At 42.1% G+C, this 17,445-nt stretch carries 15 protein-coding genes; 11 read left to right on the forward strand and 4 right to left on the reverse strand.

Features of this window, described 5'->3' with window-relative positions:
* Positions 1-37 precede the first annotated feature (37 nt).
* The 5 genes from EYR97_RS04440 to EYR97_RS04455 all read left to right on the forward strand — a co-directional run bounded on the left by EYR97_RS04440 (position 38) and on the right by EYR97_RS04455 (position 6,000).
* Positions 38-2,386, forward strand: coding sequence for a hypothetical protein (locus tag EYR97_RS04440; RefSeq protein ID WP_207308037.1), 2,349 nt, complete (start codon positions 38-40; stop codon positions 2,384-2,386).
* Between the two features lie 58 nt (positions 2,387-2,444).
* A complete protein-coding gene (locus EYR97_RS22020; RefSeq protein WP_207308038.1) occupies positions 2,445-3,311 on the forward strand; it encodes a hypothetical protein in 867 nt (288 codons plus the stop codon).
* Between the two features lie 449 nt (positions 3,312-3,760).
* A complete protein-coding gene (locus EYR97_RS04445) occupies positions 3,761-4,312 on the forward strand; it encodes an alanine acetyltransferase (RefSeq protein WP_131092614.1) in 552 nt (183 codons plus the stop codon).
* A 19-nt stretch (positions 4,313-4,331) separates the two neighbouring features.
* The gene (gene rimI, locus EYR97_RS04450; RefSeq protein ID WP_131092615.1) at positions 4,332-4,784 is read left to right on the forward strand and encodes a ribosomal protein S18-alanine N-acetyltransferase; all 453 of its coding nucleotides are present in this window, start codon (positions 4,332-4,334) and stop codon (positions 4,782-4,784) included.
* 295 nt (positions 4,785-5,079) lie between these two features.
* Complete coding sequence (locus EYR97_RS04455; RefSeq protein WP_131092616.1) at positions 5,080-6,000, forward strand: DMT family transporter; 921 nt, start codon at positions 5,080-5,082, stop codon at positions 5,998-6,000.
* 87 nt (positions 6,001-6,087) lie between these two features.
* On the opposite strand, the gene EYR97_RS04460 is transcribed toward EYR97_RS04455, so the two are convergent.
* Positions 6,088-6,975: a LysR substrate-binding domain-containing protein gene (locus EYR97_RS04460; RefSeq protein WP_131092617.1), complete on the reverse strand. Its 888-nt coding sequence runs from the start codon at positions 6,973-6,975 to the stop codon at positions 6,088-6,090.
* Positions 6,976-7,141: 166 nt separating this feature from the next.
* Between EYR97_RS04460 and EYR97_RS04465 the strand changes: the two genes are divergently transcribed.
* Positions 7,142-8,308 carry an MFS transporter gene (locus EYR97_RS04465; protein WP_131092618.1) on the forward strand — a complete coding sequence of 389 codons (1,167 nt, stop codon included), beginning with the start codon at positions 7,142-7,144 and terminating at the stop codon, positions 8,306-8,308.
* Between the two features lie 115 nt (positions 8,309-8,423).
* Positions 8,424-9,248 (forward strand): 2,5-didehydrogluconate reductase DkgB, encoded by an 825-nt coding sequence (gene dkgB / locus EYR97_RS04470; protein WP_131092619.1) that lies wholly within the window; start codon positions 8,424-8,426, stop codon positions 9,246-9,248.
* 55 nt (positions 9,249-9,303) lie between these two features.
* On the opposite strand, the gene EYR97_RS04475 is transcribed toward dkgB, so the two are convergent.
* Genes EYR97_RS04475 through EYR97_RS04485 form a run of 3 tightly spaced genes read right to left on the reverse strand, consistent with a single transcriptional unit; the run spans position 9,304 to position 11,896 of the window.
* Entirely contained in the window at positions 9,304-10,338 is a 1,035-nt protein-coding gene (locus EYR97_RS04475) for a DUF2955 domain-containing protein (protein WP_131092620.1), read from the reverse strand.
* 26 nt (positions 10,339-10,364) lie between these two features.
* Entirely contained in the window at positions 10,365-11,444 is a 1,080-nt protein-coding gene (locus tag EYR97_RS04480) for an HlyD family secretion protein (RefSeq protein WP_131092621.1), read from the reverse strand.
* On the reverse strand, positions 11,444-11,896 hold the full coding sequence (locus tag EYR97_RS04485) for a MarR family winged helix-turn-helix transcriptional regulator (protein ID WP_131092622.1): 453 nt from the start codon (positions 11,894-11,896) through the stop codon (positions 11,444-11,446). The genes EYR97_RS04480 and EYR97_RS04485 overlap by 1 nt, the downstream gene beginning before the upstream one ends.
* Positions 11,897-12,258: 362 nt before the next feature.
* Here EYR97_RS04485 and prfC point away from each other — a divergent pair, with 362 nt between their 5' ends.
* The 4 genes from prfC to EYR97_RS04505 all read left to right on the forward strand — a co-directional run bounded on the left by prfC (position 12,259) and on the right by EYR97_RS04505 (position 17,443).
* Positions 12,259-13,848 carry a peptide chain release factor 3 gene (prfC, locus tag EYR97_RS04490; RefSeq protein WP_131092623.1) on the forward strand — a complete coding sequence of 530 codons (1,590 nt, stop codon included), beginning with the start codon at positions 12,259-12,261 and terminating at the stop codon, positions 13,846-13,848.
* Positions 13,849-13,866: 18 nt separating this feature from the next.
* Positions 13,867-15,597, forward strand: coding sequence for an arginine--tRNA ligase (argS, locus tag EYR97_RS04495; RefSeq protein WP_131092624.1), 1,731 nt, complete (start codon positions 13,867-13,869; stop codon positions 15,595-15,597).
* Between the two features lie 130 nt (positions 15,598-15,727).
* Positions 15,728-16,300, forward strand: a complete 573-nt coding sequence (locus tag EYR97_RS04500; RefSeq protein WP_131092625.1) for an NADPH-dependent FMN reductase — start codon at positions 15,728-15,730, stop codon at positions 16,298-16,300.
* Positions 16,301-16,486: 186 nt separating this feature from the next.
* The gene (locus EYR97_RS04505; RefSeq protein ID WP_207308039.1) at positions 16,487-17,443 is read left to right on the forward strand and encodes a DUF2167 domain-containing protein; all 957 of its coding nucleotides are present in this window, start codon (positions 16,487-16,489) and stop codon (positions 17,441-17,443) included.
* Positions 17,444-17,445 lie beyond the last annotated feature (2 nt).

Raw genomic sequence — 17,445 nt, forward strand, 5'->3', positions numbered from 1 at the left:
AAAAATTTTTCTCACGTGAACGTATGGAGTCATTACATTGCCGTCTAAAATAGGGAAATTGCTTAATTCACTTCAGTACCATATAAACAAAAATATCAATGAAACGCTTTACCAAAATGAGGCGTTTTTATCCAGTAAATGGAACTTATTGGAATACAACATATTGCGCTGGTCTCAGCGGCACGGTTACTACATTTTTCTTACCGTTGTTTTGGCTGGTTTACTCATCGCCAATTTATTATATTGGAAAAACGAACTAACGCCTCTGGCTATGGAGTACTTCCCTCACTGGAAGAAACTTATTGATTGGCAAGGAGGGTTTCTTGCAGGCCAATTAACCATAGTTGGCGTAGTTTACCCCCTTGTTATCGGTTTGATTGGTGTACTGTTTCAGAACAAGTCAGCCAAGAAAACATTGTTTCCCATCTATCAAATGTACTCTGGCTTTATGTTTGCTGGTTTAAGTGGGCTATTTCTGTCCATTTTTATCGTTGCAGGCTACTTCCTCAGCGCAAGCATGGCAGAGTCAACGTATCTAGCGATTTGCATTACAACTGCGCTTTGGCTGACGTTTAATGTTTTATTAACGAGCTGGTTTTTTACTAAGACATTTTTGATGTTGGATGAAACCAAACGTGACAGATTGATTGTTCGATTCACTATACATGAGCTGTGTGAAAAAGATATTAGACAGCGGATCCGAAAACTATTATTGCAAAACTCAGTGCATCACAAAGTATTGGCGAATCCTGATGAAAAAGTGCTAAAGGTAAGTTCGTACAATTTTTCTGACGATAAATATAACGAAATCATCATTCCGTCGAAAAATCAAATTTATGCTAACAATGCCTATTTTACCATCATAAATATCGTAATCCGTTACCACGTGCGGAAGCTCCAAATACTTCATTGGCTGAATAACAACAAGTGGGGAAAGTGGTTAGTTTCAAAGAAAGGTTTTAGGTGGTTATATGCAGATCCCAACGCTGAGCCAGAAGTCGTAGTTCAACCTGTTTGGACTAAAGAGAATGAGATAGGTCTTGTGGTAGTTAGGTATGTTGGTTTTGATATGGGGTGGCTATCAAAGGCACTGCTCAAAGCAAGTTTTACAACCAAAAAAGTTGAAGAGGATAATGACAAGAGTCTGACGTCCATGATGCTAGGGTTTGCTGGCTCTGCCAATGATTCGATTCGAGAGAAGAATATTGCAGAGTTCAAATATGCCTTGGATAACATCGTAAAATGGCATATTGAGATAGCGTCTGCGTTAAGCTTCTTAAACGATAATAAAGAAGAAGATAACTGGTTATTGCTGCCTACCGCCAGTTTTTTCAGTAGAAGTTATCTTGATGAAATTTTGACTGAATATTATCGACTGGCTAAAGCTGCTGTTGAGCTAATTCCTGAAAATATCGAGTTCTTCGATGAAGTCATTTACTTGCATAAACGAATATTCTCAAGGCGAGAAAAGTTAGTTGAAAGTGAAGGGTTTTCTTTAATCCAAGGCAATTACTTTACTTGGTCACTATTAATGGAATGGCGGTCTTACAGCTCTGCATCACCTGATATGCGCGTAGCAAATAAATATGAAGACGTACTGTTTGATTTTGTCAGTTCATGGGAATCGTGGCTGGAGTATATTGAACCAAGGCACAAACGGCTCAATGACTTGTCTTATTCGCTGCCATTGTTCCTTGCTCACTTAGAATTCACAGCCCATACAGCGATAACAGCGCTCAGGCATAACAATATCGAAGCTGCTGGCTGGGGTATAGATATGCTAAATAACTGGATTGAAAAGCTTTCGGTTAGGCAACATGGTCATGGATTAGAAGAATATAGATGGCACGCTGAATTAGTGACCCATGACATGTTACTGAAAAGCGCAGACGATCAAGCATGGGGAAAAGTGTTGAACGGAAATGAATTCAACCTTCAGTCTGCGTTCAATATTGCCATAAACAATGCGGCGTTTGATCTCAGAGTTATTACAGCTTGCTACATTTTGCTTAAACCAAATCTAAATGGTGATGAGCAAATAAAACAATATATCAGAGCGCTATTGTCCTGTGCATCAATTCATCCTACAGGCGCAATTGGTAGAAGAACTAAGTCAGTTAGCAAAGCCAGCGATATTTTAGGAGCGTACATCAGGCACAGAGATTACCCCAATTATGGTGAAGGTAGTTACGGCTCTTGGTTGTCAAAAGTTTTAGGTTCTTTTGGGCGCGTAAATGAGCAGCGAAGAGTTTCAGGTCGAATATATTCTGGCTGGGGACGCAATGATCCTCATAGCATGAAGAACGCTTACGTTGAGATTGCAGTGTCATTTTCAAGTAATCAATGGCAATTAGGACGTATATGGTTCGACATTAGTTTTTTCTGATGCATTTCGACATCAAGATAAAGAATCGCTTGTTCGCGACCTACAAGAGTGGCTCACGTTGTCTGATGAGATTGATGAGCCAATCCTAATATCCAAAGGTGAGCTTGAAAACAACCGAGATAATTTTAAAGCTTCAATTCAGCAAATTATTGACCAAATTAGTCAACGGCAAAATGACATCGTTGCTGAGGCTGAAATTGACGAAGACCTATTAACGAGTTTTGGCGTGATTTGCTCCCAGGCCATTACTGGGGAAGACCAGAACCAAGCATTCCCTATAGACCTATTCAAAACAGTTAGTTTTAATGGCAGTCCAGAGGAGGATAATTTATGCAAAATAAACATACAGGAATATTTGAAAGAGAAGATCGCAAAGGGTATTGATACCAATAGAGCCATTAATGAAGAGGATTGGTTAAAGGAATCAACAAAAGACAGTGTTGAAGTCAATATTTTTAGGGAACTTCTTAGGTATAAAACCACAAATTCAAAAGTTTATACCAACGCGGAAAACAATATTTTGGATATCTCTGAGTTAGGCAAGACCATAAATGATCCTGTTTTGTTTTCAGGAAGTTCAGAGTTAAACAGCTTGCTACGTGAAGCAAGATACGAACAAGAACTGGCGAATAAATATGACATTTCATTCATAGACGGATACGGAAGAAATTATCTCTGCCATGTTGGCAATATAATCGTATTCAGTATCCATTTTTCAGATGTTAACTTCAGCCTGCTAACGACTAAAAATATATTCCAATCTATCGAGTTTGGAAAAGTTATGGATAGACAGTTTGTAAAAGTTGAATATGAACCAAGCGAAGAAAATGAAAACGTTGGGGTGTTATCTATCAACTATTGGATGGATATAACGCTAACAGAAGGTTTACCTTGTATTGAAACTGAAATAAAAAGCATAGAGTGAGAGTATTGACCGCCGTAGCTAAAGGAAAACTCTTTAGGAAAAGTGTCACTATTTTAGGTGGTGGCTTTATTTTGGATCACTATTGGATCAGCAAGGGGCAAAAACTGTCGTCGACAGTCAATTTTTGACTCGGTAAAAAACGACAGAATGCGACCTGTAGCGACAAGCCCTTGATTTATATAGGTTCGAGTCCCTCCACCCCTGCCACTTTCTCTTCTTTTCTCTACTCTTCTTTTCAAGTAACCAGCTTTCTCGCTTACACAGCAACTCTCTATTTATCCGGTCTACTTTAACTTGTTTGCCAGTGCTGATAGACCCTTTTATGAGTTTTTATTTTACCATCGTTGAAGAAGTTCGTATTTTTTCTAAAAGCGTTCTGCAGTAAACTAACCAGTATTGATAATACGCGCTGTTTTGATACATAGTGCGAAATTACTGTTGTGAGTACCATGTCATTAACTTCCTATCAAAGAGCTGTACTGCAAGAAATGGGCGTGCCCGTGTGGATCTCAAAAGATGCTTATGCGGTCAATAATGTTAAAGAAGATAATGTCCGTGCTCCTTTGGTTGAGCAAACGGCTGTAAAGTCAACCTCGTCAACACCCATTTCAAAAGAAGAAAAGCAGTCTCGATTAGCGCAACTGCGCGCTCAGGTTGGTTCAAATAACGAGCAGCCTCAATCGAAGCCAGTACAACCGGCAGAAGAGAAAGAACAGTCTAAGGAGCAACCTACTAGATTTTCTTCTCAAGATCAGTTGCCTAAGGGAATTCCATTCAGTGCTGAGCAAAAGCAGCTATACGCAGCGTGGCTATCTGACTTAACTTTGGCTTGTATTCAGTTAGGTTTGCCATCGTCATGGGCAAATAATGTGATGATAGGTAAGTCTTTATCGATAAGCGAGCAGGCGATTGTTCTTCCAGAGTTACCTTCTGCTTTATCCAGTCATCAGAAAAGAGCATTGTGGAATGCCCTTATCAACGCAAGTAAAAGTGCAGTTTAACTGGGCTTAGGTGATATTTGTGAATATTCAAACCGTTTCAGAAAATACGCCAAGCGATATAATTGAAGCTGCATACCAAATTCATGCTGAGTCACAGTTTTCTCCGTGGAAGCTGACAACATTTGCTGATTGTTTTACTGCGCCATATTACGGTTTGTTGGCATTTAAAAATGAGCAGGTCATCGGGTATGCCATCGTGCTAGAGGTATTAGACGAAGCGACGCTAATGGACATCGCGGTCACTTCCACTGAACGAGGAAAAGGCTCAGGCAAACAGTTGCTCAATAAGGTCATTGAACTGTCATTTGATCACAGCATGAGTGAAATATGGCTAGAAGTACGCGCTAGTAATAGTAATGCGATAGCTTTGTACGAAGCCAATCACTTTCAACATATTGAAACGCGCAAGAATTACTATCCCACACCATCAGGAAAAGAAGATGCGTTTATCATGAAGTGGTCTCGCCCTTAGTTACTTTTGAGTGAACAACTCAACTTCTGTAATTAATACTTTCCATTGCAAAAATAAAACCTGACCATTTGGTCTGTTTTTTGGCGCAGATTTGCCCGTGAATAGTTTAATTCTCCCTGTAATTAGCTTATATTTGCGCCTTCAAAAAGTTGCACCTTCAAAAAGTTACTCAAAGGTAAACGCTGTACTTAAGTAGGCGTTGCACTTAAATACCTCAACAATCATAGATTTTTTAGAGGCAAAGGCAGCTTTATCTTCTCTTCAAACGCTTGCGTTTTTTCAGGTTTAAAAATACATGTCGACAACATCGTTAGTGGGTGAACAGCAATCTAAAGGCATTAAAATGCTACTGATTGCAGTACTGTGCCTAGGTCTAAATTGGCCTGGTATGAAAGTGGGTTTAGAGGTCGTGAGCCCGCTTTGGATGGTGTGTCTGCGTTTTTTAATGAGTTTACCCGTACTGGCGTTATTTGTGCTTTTTACTAAAAAGCGCTTACCCCTACTTAACAGAAAAGATCGTTCAGTAGTTTTTGTTGTCGCTTTTTTTCAGTTCATTTTATCGATGGGGTTAATTACGCTTAGCCTACAGTTTATACCCGCTGGTACGGCAAGTATTCTCATCTATACAACACCGTTATGGATGCTGTTAATTGATACGCTTTGGTATAGACAACGTGCTCCCGCTAAGCGTTTAGTGCTCACCGGCATTTCTACACTCGGTTGTGCGATGATTCTATTGGCATCAGGAGAGCCAGGTGCTTGGTTGCCACTCTTTGGTATGCTATTGGCCTCAGCCCTTTGGGCAGTGGCAATTAGGCGTGTGTCGTTTCACAAATGGCAAGGCAGTGTAATAGAAGCTGTGTTTTGGCAGTTCGTCATAGCGGGTTTAGCTATGTTTCTCATCGCATGGTCATTCGAACCTATGCCAAGTTTTAGTGCGTATAGCTGGCGTGATTGGTTACTACTAACTTATATTGGTCCCGTTGCCACCGGTTTAGGTTTTGGACTAATGGTAGCCGCTGGCCCTAAATTACCCCCAGATAAAATCGTGTTAATTAGTACGCTTACTCCTATCGTGGGATATGTAAGCTCGGTTTTGATCTTGGATGAGACTTTGTTACCCATGGTAATGGCGGGCGCAGTATTAATGATAGCGGCATTAATAGTAAATGGCTTACCACAAAGTGCACTCAAAAAGTTCTTGGGTAAAGGTTAGAGCCGTCTATCTTTGTTCATAAATTGTGTGTGAGTCATTTTTTAGTCAGATAGTCGCAAATGTACGTGGTTTGGTGGGCCCAAATATCTATAGGGTTAACCGTGGTTGAATGAAATCAAGAAAAGCCGAAATACGCGATGAAACGGCACTGTTTCTGTAATAAACAGCCTGCACGGATTCTCGTCGATTAGGAGAAACAATATCTTGTTGAAAAATGGAAACTAATGAACCATTTTTGATATCGTGGTGAACCATGAAATTGGATAAAAGTGCTATACCTTGCCCTGCTAAGCACAAGTGTCTAATGGTTTCTCCACTAGATGCTCTTAGAGTAAATTTCAAAGCCATCTCTTGATTTAGCGGCCATTTGTTAAGGGCTGGAGCATCGCTAAAGCCAATCAACTTGTGCTGGTTTAATGTGGAGCTATTGCCAATTGCAGGATTCGCTTTCAAGTATTCAGGGCTTGCGACAAGGTGAAGTTTGCTTGTACCTAATCGGCGAGCATGAAGATTTGAGTCATTGAGATCTCCAATTCGAATAGCAATATCCGTTTTGTGTTCAAGTAAATCGATAATGCTGTCATGACTGGTGATATCCAGTTCAATGTCGGGGTATGCTGAGCTAAATGCACCTATCAGTGGAGTAAGCTGATGAAGTACGAATGGGCTCGCTGCATCAACCCTAAGTTTACCCGATGGAGCACGTTTCAGTAGTCGAATTGCTTCTTCACCTCGTTCCAATGTATTGAGGCCTTCACGGGCATATCGCAGAAATAAATCACCTTCCTCAGTTAGTTCCAATCTCCTTGTTGTACGATTTAGCAAAGTCACCTCTAGTGAGGTTTCAAGCCTACTGACAGCCCTACTGACTTTTGCAACTTGTTGATTTAGCAAACTTGCTGCATGAGAAAAACTGCCCGTATCCACAACAGTAAGAAAGGCTTCTAAGTCTTCAGTTTTAGCAGAAACTGGCATTGCATAACTCTCATATTTTCAAAAATGACAAAAGTATTTTGTCATTAGTGCTGTTTTTTGCAAATAAATATGACCTCACAATACATGCACTTTTAAACACCTGAAGAATTTACATGCTCATTTTCATTATTGCGCATGTTTAGTCTAATTTTTGTGAGGATAAATTATGCCTATTGCATTATTTGCACTAACGTTGAGTGCTTTTGCTATTGGTACCACTGAATTTGTGATAGTGGGCTTAGTACCAACAATAGCTACCGATCTCGGAGTAACTTTACCTAGTGCTGGATTACTGGTGAGTTTGTATGCAGTTGGTGTCGCCGTTGGTGCACCTGTATTAACCGCACTTACAGGAAAGTGGAACCGAAAACACGTTCTCCTAAGCTTAATGGCGTTATTTGTGGCGGGTAATATACTTGCATGGCAGGCCCCAAGTTATGAGAGTTTAATTTTCGCTCGTATACTTACCGGTCTTGCCCATGGTGTATTCTTCTCTATTGGCTCTACTATTGCTACCGGCTTAGTGGAAAAAGAGAAAGAGGCGAGTGCAATCGCTATTATGTTTACCGGCCTCACTGTTGCTCTTGTTACTGGTGTTCCGTTAGGTACATGGATAGGACAAAACTTTGGCTGGAGAGCCACATTCTTAGTGGTCTCTGCCCTAGGTACTATTGCGCTAATTGGCAGTGCGTTGTTGGTGCCAAATGATCTAAAGCAAAGTAAACCTGCAACCTTAAGTGAACAAATAAAGGTGCTTATTCAGCCTCGACTTGTGTTGGTTTACCTTATGACTATTCTTGGTTATGGCGGCACGTTTACGGCATTCACTTACCTTGCTCCCATTTTGCAAGAAGAATCTGGTTTTGCACCCTCTGCAATAAGTGCCATTATGCTTGTCTATGGAGTATCTGTAGCAGTGGGTAACATTTTTGGGGGCAAGTTAGCTGATAAAAAGGGGCCAATTCGCGCGCTCAGTATCATATTCTCTGTACTCACTGTTATCTTGTTTGCGCTTACATTTACTATGGAAAGTAAAGTAACAGCAGTGATAACTGTACTGGTGTGGGGTGCTTTTGCTTTTGGAAATGTTCCCGGCCTTCAAGTGTATGTTGTGCAGCTTGCTGAGCGGTTTACCCCCAATGCGGTCGATGTGGCCTCGGGTTTAAATATTGCCGCATTTAATATTGGTATAGCAATGGGGTCTCTGTTAGGTGGTGCCATTGTTCAAGGCATGCAATTGTCAGACACCGCATGGATTGGTGCACTTATTTCGTTGATTGCATTAGCGGCAACACGTTACAGCGGCTACCTCGATAAACGAGCTTCAGCATAACCTTCTATTGCTAATCAATTGCCATTGCACGAGTTGAAAATGGTTCAAACGTGCATACCCATAATGTAAGAGTAACAGAAACACATACTACAAATTATTTTTCTAAGGAGGCGTCATGCCAACAGTAGAATCATCACCTTCAGTCATTCCTTCACTTGGCGTTGGTACATTTCGATTAAAAGACGACGAAGCGTACAACAGTGTCACAATGGCTTTAGATATTGGTTATCGTCATATTGATACAGCTCAAATATACAAAAATGAAGCCGCGGTGGGCCGTGCAATTAAAGACAGCCCGGTACCAAGAGAAGACATCTTTGTTACAACCAAAGTGTGGAACGACAAGTTAAATCGCACGCATTTTGTTGAAAGTGTAGAAGAGAGTTTAAGAAAACTGCAGCTATCCTATGTCGACTTGTTACTCATCCACTGGCCATCACCAGAGCACGGTGAAAGTATGCAGGAGTATTTGGGTGAACTATTGCGTGTTAAGGAAATGGGCCTAGCCAAAAATATAGGCATTTCAAACTTCACCGCTGCACAAACTGAAGAAGCAGTGCGTATTTTGGGTGAAGGTGTTATCGCAACAAATCAGATTGAAGTTCACCCGTACTTAATAAATGAGAAAGTGCGTGAAACCTGTGCAAAATACGGTATTGTGGTAACAGGTTATATGCCATTTGCTGTAGGAAAAGTGCTCAAAGACGATACTATTTTGAGCATTGCTAAGAAGTACAATGTAACGGCTGCTGAGGTTGTTGTTGCATGGGAGCTTGCTCATGGTCTCGTGACAATACCGTCATCAACAAAAAGAGAGAATTTAGCGACAAACTTCAAAGCACTCTCGCTTAAACTCGACGCTGAAGATGTAGCTAAAATTGACGCATTAGACTGCGGTGACCGTCAGGCTACCCCCGATTTTGCGCCAGATTGGGACTAACATGAACAAAAACGTACCGTATCTTTAGAATTTGAAAAGCCAAGCAAAAGTTCAATTACGTCAAAAAGGTATGGTGTCGTGTTGCGGTGAAGGTATTTAGAAGTTTGTGCACAACATAAACAACGGAGAGGGCAATTAAAATAGACACCATCACTGAAGCAAAGCGATATAATGCACTGTAAACCAAGTCCTGTTGCGGGGTTAAGTTTTGTCCGTATAAAATCCCAAAGGTTGTCAATGCGCCAAACGCCGCACCAGCACCTCCGCCACCCAGTGCATGGTTTCTGCTCATGATAAAGGTTAGAAACCAAAGCGATAGAGTGGCAAAAAAGAGGACATTGGAGTTTCCCCACAATATCAACTGAAGAAATAAAGCGAGGTTGCAGCCTATTAAGGTGCCTATAGCACGTTGTAACCCGCTTACCGTTGCCCCCTTCCAGCACATGGGAAATAGCACCAAAATAGTTGCCACTTGCGCAGAGATAGATTCCTGTAAATCGAATACTTGAAAGAAAACAAATGACAAGGTTGCCACAATGCTACACAAGAGTGCTTCATGTCGTACGCTCGACGCCGATTTATCTACCTTGGGAGGAGGTTGCCTTGCTTCTGTATCCTTAAAAAGTGTAAACATTGCACTGGCAATAAGCAATGAAAGCAAGCTTGCACGTACATTTGCAATACCAATAGTGTAGAGGCTGTTTCCCGATGCTCCATAGCTTGCCATGTGAAGCTGAATAGATAAACCGACCACGGAAAACGCACCGAAGAAAAATAATGTGCCTTTACTCATTTGTGTAAAAAGGAAGATAAATACCAAAAAGACGAGTAATGCGCACAGCAAAGGTAAATGGGAAAAATAGCTATAGGTGGTCAGTACAAACAGGGTAGGAAGCAGCGAACCCAGTATAAATTGCCTGATGATGTGGGGCGTAAATACAGGTGCCAACCCTAGTAATAACATTGGATAAACAGTATAAAAAATACCGAAGGGCCAGTTTAGCGACTTACTAACAAAAAAGCCCAGCGCACTGCCTGTGGCAATGCGCAATGTTTGGTTTAAATCGTTGTTTGAAAGTGTACTATTCATAAGTAGACGCGCATTCTGAAGCGTTTTTAGTAAACAAAGTGTAAGTAGCTAACAAAGGTAATCTGGGCTTCGGCAAAAAATTGTGCGAGGGGTGTTTCTGGTAATATTTGCACGGTGGCGCGAGCCCCACTGGTTAGTTTGCGAGAGGTACGTTCACTGCTTACTGGCGATACCACAAGGTGCAATCGCTGTCGCTGTGCGTCTCTTACCCATCTGTTTGACGCTTCTACTTTAGATAAGCTGCCATCAGGCGTTAGTTGTCCGTCGCTAACACCAGCTTCAAAGTCGTGAATTTGTGCGTTGAATACCTCACCCGGTAGTGCATCAAATACCACTAATGCGCGACTATCCTCTGTAACGTGAAGTAGTGACTTTTCTCTGAAGTCAGCGACTAAATCTGCGTTGTTAGTTACTAGCGTAGCAAGCGGTGTACCTTGTTTAGCGAAGGTGCCTGTTGTTACCTGCATATTACTTATCACACCGTCTGCAGGCGCTCTTACGGTGGTGTAAGTTAAGTTTAATTTAGCTACATCTACGGCAGTTTTAGCTTGCTTCAAAAGAAGGTTGTCTTGAGTGCTACTACCTCTTTCCACACGTATACGGGTTAGTTCAGCTTGTAGCGCTTGCAATGACGCTTTTGCCGCAGCAGTTTGCGCAATAATTCTATCGGTCTCTTGTTGAGAAATAGCTTTACTGCCAATCAATGATTTTGCCCGTTGTAATTCGCCATTGCGCTCATTCAACGTGGCTTTGGCTGCCTCAATATCAGCCTTGGTAGCTAAAATATCAGCATCGAGCTGCTGATTTTTAAGAAGGGCTTCATCGTATTGCAATTGAGCTTGTCTGTAGGCAAGTTCAAAAGGTGTTGAGTCAATAGTAAACAACAAATCACCTTCTCTTACTTCCTGGTTTTCGACAACGTGAACCTCAATGATATGACCATTTAAACGAGGCGTAACCTGCGTTACTTTATAGTAAAGGCGCGCCTGTGGCGTCATCGGCATGTATAAATCGGCAACAATAAAATACACAAAACTCACTGCGAAAAAGCCTAAAAAGGCTTTTACATAGAGCGCAAATTTTTCATCGGGTGTTCGTTTAGCCATTACAGTTTCTCTAACAATTGCCTAGCATTGTGTTCTATTTTGTTTATTCCGCGTACCATTGTTGCGAGCTCTTCTTCGCTGATCCCTTGATATAGTTCATTTCTAATCGCATTCAGTGTGCTTTCTATGTCGTTCATACGGGCCCGTCCTGTAGGCGTGAAATAGAGCAGTCGATTGCGTTTATCAGAGGTATCGGTTATTCGTTTGATAAGGCCCGTTGTTTCAAGTTGCTTAATGGTGCGAGTTAAACTGGGCATCTCTATTTGCATTTTTTCCGCTACCATCTGCTGCGTGCAGCCTTCACCAATTAGCGCCATATACGTCATCACTCGCCATCTCGATTCGGTTAAATCTAAATTAGCAACAGACTCCGTGACGGTTTTGCGACATAAAAACGAGGTGCGCGCAAAAAGTGCAACAATGTGAAGTGGCATTGGTTCATCAAATGACATAGGAAAATCTTTAATTTACTTAGCATGCTAACTATTATTGGTGCTTAGCGTGCTAAGTAAATGGGGTTTCGATGAGTTTATGAATAATTGCGCTTAATATTTTTTGTTTCCTCGTTTAACTTGAGCCTGTTTATGGCCAGTGAGTGGTGCAAGAAAAATTGTTTATAGATTCTCAGTTTCTTCCTAATTCGCTCTACTGTTACTCGTCGTAAAATGCTAAAATCCGCGCCAATAATTGCCAAGCCGTATCAAGCGTTTTATCGCAACTTCTGATTTGCGCGGAAAAGTATTGCTTATCCGTTACAAAACGCACCTGTAAATCTCATATTTACAGAGATAATAGATAATGAAGATAAGTATTGATGTCAGATAAGAAGCTTCTTGAAGAGATAAAAAAGCGACGCACGTTCGCAATCATATCGCACCCGGATGCGGGTAAAACCACCATTACTGAGAAAGTATTGTTGTTCGGACGCGCGCTGCAAACCGCTGGTACGGTAAAAGGCAAAAAGTCGGGCCAGCATGCTAAGTCTGATTGGATGGAAATGGAAAAAGAGCGTGGGATCTCGGTTACTACCTCGGTCATGCAATTTCCCTATAGCGATCACTTAGTAAACCTTCTCGATACGCCGGGGCACGAAGACTTCTCTGAAGATACGTATCGCACACTAACCGCTGTTGACTCATGTCTTATGGTTATTGATGCAGCAAAAGGGGTAGAAGACAGAACCCGTAAATTAATGGAAGTTACCCGTCTTCGCGACACGCCTATTGTTACCTTCATGAATAAACTCGATCGCGATATTCGTGATCCTATGGAGTTACTTGATGAAGTTGAGACCGAACTTGATATCTTGTGCGCGCCGATCACATGGCCAATTGGTTGCGGGAAGAGTTTTAAAGGGGTGTATCATTTACACCGTGATGAGACCATTTTGTACCAAAGCGGTCAGGGTCATACCATTCAAGATGTACGCATTATTAAAGGGCTAGATAACCCAGAGCTTGATACCGCAGTAGGAAGTGACCTTGCTGGAAACTTGCGTGATGAACTTGAACTTGTTCGCGGTGCATCTAACGAATTTGAGCAAGAACTGTTTTTAGAAGGGCAGTTAACTCCGGTATTTTTCGGAACTGCATTGGGTAATTTCGGTGTTGATCACATGCTCGACGGTTTGGTGGAGTGGGCGCCTGAGCCATTGGGGCGTGATACTGATGAAGGCGCTATCAAAAGTACTGACGGTAAGTTCAGTGGTTTTGTCTTTAAGATCCAAGCCAACATGGACCCGAAACACCGTGACCGTATCGCGTTTTGTCGTATTGTGTCAGGCAAATATGAGAAAGGCATGAAAATGCGTAATAGCCGTTTAGGTAAAGACGTACGTATTTCTGATGCACTTACCTTTCTTGCTGGCGATCGTTCATTACTTGAAGAAGCGTATGCAGGGGATATTATCGGGTTACACAACCACGGTACCATCCGTATTGGTGATACTTTTACGTCTGGCGATAATTATCGCTTCACGGGTATTCCTAACTTCGCACCAGAGCTATTCAAGCGTATACGCTTGAAAGATCCGCTTAAACAGAAACAGCTACTTAAAGGCCTAATCCAGTTATCTGAAGAAGGTGCCGTTCAGGTATTCCGCCCACTGGCCAACAATGATTTGATTGTGGGGGCGGTAGGTGTACTTCAGTTTGACGTGGTTGTTGCGCGTCTTAAGTCAGAGTACAACGTAGATGCACTGTATGAGCACATCAATGTTAGCACCGCGCGTTGGGTATATTCTGACAATGAGAAGAAACTAGACGAGTTCCGTCGTAAAGGTGAACAAAACCTTGCTCTTGATGGTGGTGATAACCTAACGTATATCGCACCCACAATGGTGAATCTGCAGTTAGCACAAGAGCGCTACCCAGACATTCAGTTTAAGAACACGCGCGAAAATTAAAGAAAGATAAAGAACACTATGAATATACATGCACTATTAGTTAACCGTTTCACTGAAGCACTTCAAGAGATGGGTGTTGAAAACGCACCAGTGCCAGTTTCGCGCAGTGCTCGACCTGAGTTTGGTGAATACCAGTTCAATGGCGCAATGGCGTTGGCGAAGCAACTAAAGCAAAAGCCTCGAGACATCGCTGAGAAAATTGTCGAGACCGTAAAGCTTGACGATATCGCCAGTAAACTTGAAGTTGCAGGGCCGGGCTTTATCAACGTGCATTTAGACGATGCATGGTTGTCAAATCAATGCGAACTTTCATTGACTGACCCTCGTTTAGGTATTGCTAAATCGCAGCAACAGAATATTGTTGTCGATTATTCGTCTCCTAACCTAGCCAAAGAAATGCACGTGGGCCACTTACGTACCACTATCATTGGCGATGCAGTGGTGAAAGTGCTTGAATTTTTAGGGCACAACGTAATTCGTCAGAATCACATGGGTGACTGGGGTACGCAGTTTGGTATGTTGCTAGCGCACCTTTCCGATAAGCTTCAAGAAGAGGTCGCTGAAACGGCGCTTTCAGACCTTGAAGACTTCTACCGTGAAGCCAAAGTACGCTTTGATGAAGAAGAGGGTTTTGCTGACCGCGCTCGTGAGTACGTAGTTAAGCTACAAGGTGGGGATGAGCAATGTTTGGCATTGTGGGAGAAGTTTATCGATGTGTCGATAGCACACTCTGAAGAAGTGTACGACAAATTAAACGTAAGCCTTACTCGCAAAGATATTATGGGTGAATCAGCCTATAACGACGACTTAGCCAATGTAATAAGTGACCTAAAAGCGCAAGGCATTGCCGTAGAGGACCAAGGCGCGCAAGTGGTATTTATCCCTGAGCTTGCTGACAAAGAGGGCAACCCTGCCGTTTATATCGTACAAAAATCTGGTGGGGGGTATTTGTACGCCACTACAGATTTGGCTGCCATGCGTTACCGCAGTGGTAAATTGAATGCTGATCGTACTCTTATTCTTACCGATGCACGTCAGGCACTTCACTTCAAACAAACCGAAATTGTTGGCCGCAAAGCTGGCTTTATGAAAGAAGCGCAAACTTACGAGCACTGTCCATTCGGTATGATGTTAGGTAGTGATGGCAAGCCGTTTAAAACCCGTACTGGTGGAACGGTTAAGTTAGTTGAACTATTGGATGAAGCTGTAGAACGTGCAGGTAAATTGATAGCTGAGCGCGACAACGATTTGAGTGTCGATGAACTCAAAGAAGTGGCGCGTAAAGTGGGTATTGGCGCGGTTAAATATGCAGACCTTTCCAAAAACCGTACTACAGATTACATGTTCAACTGGGATTCAATGCTGAGTTTTGAAGGAAATACGGCACCGTACCTTCAATATGCGTATACCCGTGTAAAAAGCCTCTTTAGAAAAGCCGGCGTTGAAATGGCGAACATGCCAGTAGACATCAATATAGTTGAAAAGCAAGAACATGCACTTGCCGTGCTACTCATGCAATTTGAAGAAGTCATTGGCATGGTTTCTCGCGAAGCAACGCCTCACGTGTTGTGTACCTACTTGTACGATGTGGCGTCTGCATTCATGACCTTCTATGAAGCCTGTCCTATGCTTAAAGAGGGAATTGAGCCTGAAGTACGCGATAGTCGTTTAGCATTGTCAGCCCTAGTTGCCAAAACACTTGAGAAAGGTTTGACCCTATTAGGTATTGAAACACTAGAAAAAATGTAGTGTTCGCGGTACAACTAGTAAAGTGTTTATGAAAAAGGCTGACAATTATTGTCAGCCTTTTTTTATACTTTATAAGTGAACGTCATTTCACTACAACCAAGAATAGATAAATCAAAGACAGGAAACTCACATGACTAAAATCCTCGCATTTGCAGGTAGCACACGTAAAGGCTCATATAACCACGCTATAGTGAACGTGGCAGCACAAGGCGCACGTGAAGCGGGCGCAGAGGTAACAATTATTGATTTAGCAGACTACCAGATGCCGCTTTTTAACGAAGATGAAGAAGCAGAATTCGGCATGCCGGAAAAGGCACAGGCATTCAAAGAACTATTAATTAGCCACGATGGCTTTCTTATTGCCTCCCCAGAATACAATTCTAGCTACCCTGCATTGTTAAAAAATGCAATCGACTGGGCATCTCGCATGAGTGAGGGCGAAAAGCCACTTGAAGCCTATCGAGGCAAAGTGGCGGGAATTATGGCCGCGTCAGCAGGCGGACTAGGCGGAATGCGCGTATTGGTGGTTCTTAGAATGCTGCTTGAGAATGTAGGCACCATGGTCATCCCAAATCAAAAAGCTATTGCTAAAGTAAATACATTAATGAATGACAGCGGTGAGATTACCGACGAAAAGACTATCAAACAGCTTAAAAACCTAGGTAAAGAGACAGCTGAAACGGCAGCGAAGTTGAAGCAATAACTGTTAAAACTCACTTCTTATCTAAATGAAAAGGTGTAAGAAGTGAGTAACCTTGTTGTAAGCACTGAATTTGACAAAGCCTGCTACTTTGATAGACAGTATCTGTATTGGCGAAATTTGACGCCGATTTTATATTTGTTGGGCAACTCAAACCCATGTTCATTAGAACTATAACAAGGACTGTTTATGACAACGTCAAAAAAAATGCTGGGGCTAATCCACGCATTTCTTCTTTCTTTTTCTCTTAATGCGCAAACTACTGATGAAACGAGTAACGAAGCTAGCGTACCTCTTACAGAGCCGAGTTCTGCATCAGAATTATCCGATGAGCAGCAGGAATTAGCATTCCTCAAATGGGCCGAAACCTTCGAGGCGTCGCTCAATTATCAAACTGGCCTTATTCAGTTACCAGGTGGTAAAGCAACCTTGGACGTACCTGAAGATTACTATTACCTTTCACCTGAAGATACTAAATTGGTATTAGAAGAAGGGTGGGGAAACCCTGAAAGTGAGCTTACCCTTGGTATGTTATTTCCTCAGAAATACCGTGTGTTAGATGCAAGCTCTTGGGGGGTAACCATTGAATATGCTGAAGACGGGTATGTGTCTGACGAGGATGCCGTGGATATTAATTATGATGAACTGCTTAGCGAAATGAAAAGTGACACGAAAGAGCAGTCAGCGTGGCGTGTAGAAGAAGGTTACCCTGCTATTGAGTTAGTTGGCTGGGCTGAAAAACCTTACTATGACGCAACTACGCACAAGCTATATTGGGCAAAAGAACTTAAATTTGGCGATAATGAACAGAATACGCTCAACTACAATGTACGTGCCTTGGGTCGTCAAGGTTATTTGGTTATGAATTTTATCGCCAATATGCAACAGCTAGATGAAGTGAATACGGCGCGAGATGAGGTACTGGCTATGGTCAGCTTCAATGATGGACACAAATATAGTGAGTTTGACCCTGATATTGATAAAGTGGCTGCGTACGGTATAGGTGGCCTTATTGCAGGAAAAGTATTGGCAAAAACTGGGTTCTTAGCGCTTGCGCTGGTTTTTATTAAGAAATTTTGGTTTGTTTTGTTATTGCCGCTTTACTGGCTAAAAAATAAAATCTTTTCGAAAAAAGAAGCGAACTAAAT

This window comes from Alteromonas sp. KUL42, assembly GCF_006538325.1.
GTDB lineage: Bacteria > Pseudomonadota > Gammaproteobacteria > Enterobacterales > Alteromonadaceae > Alteromonas.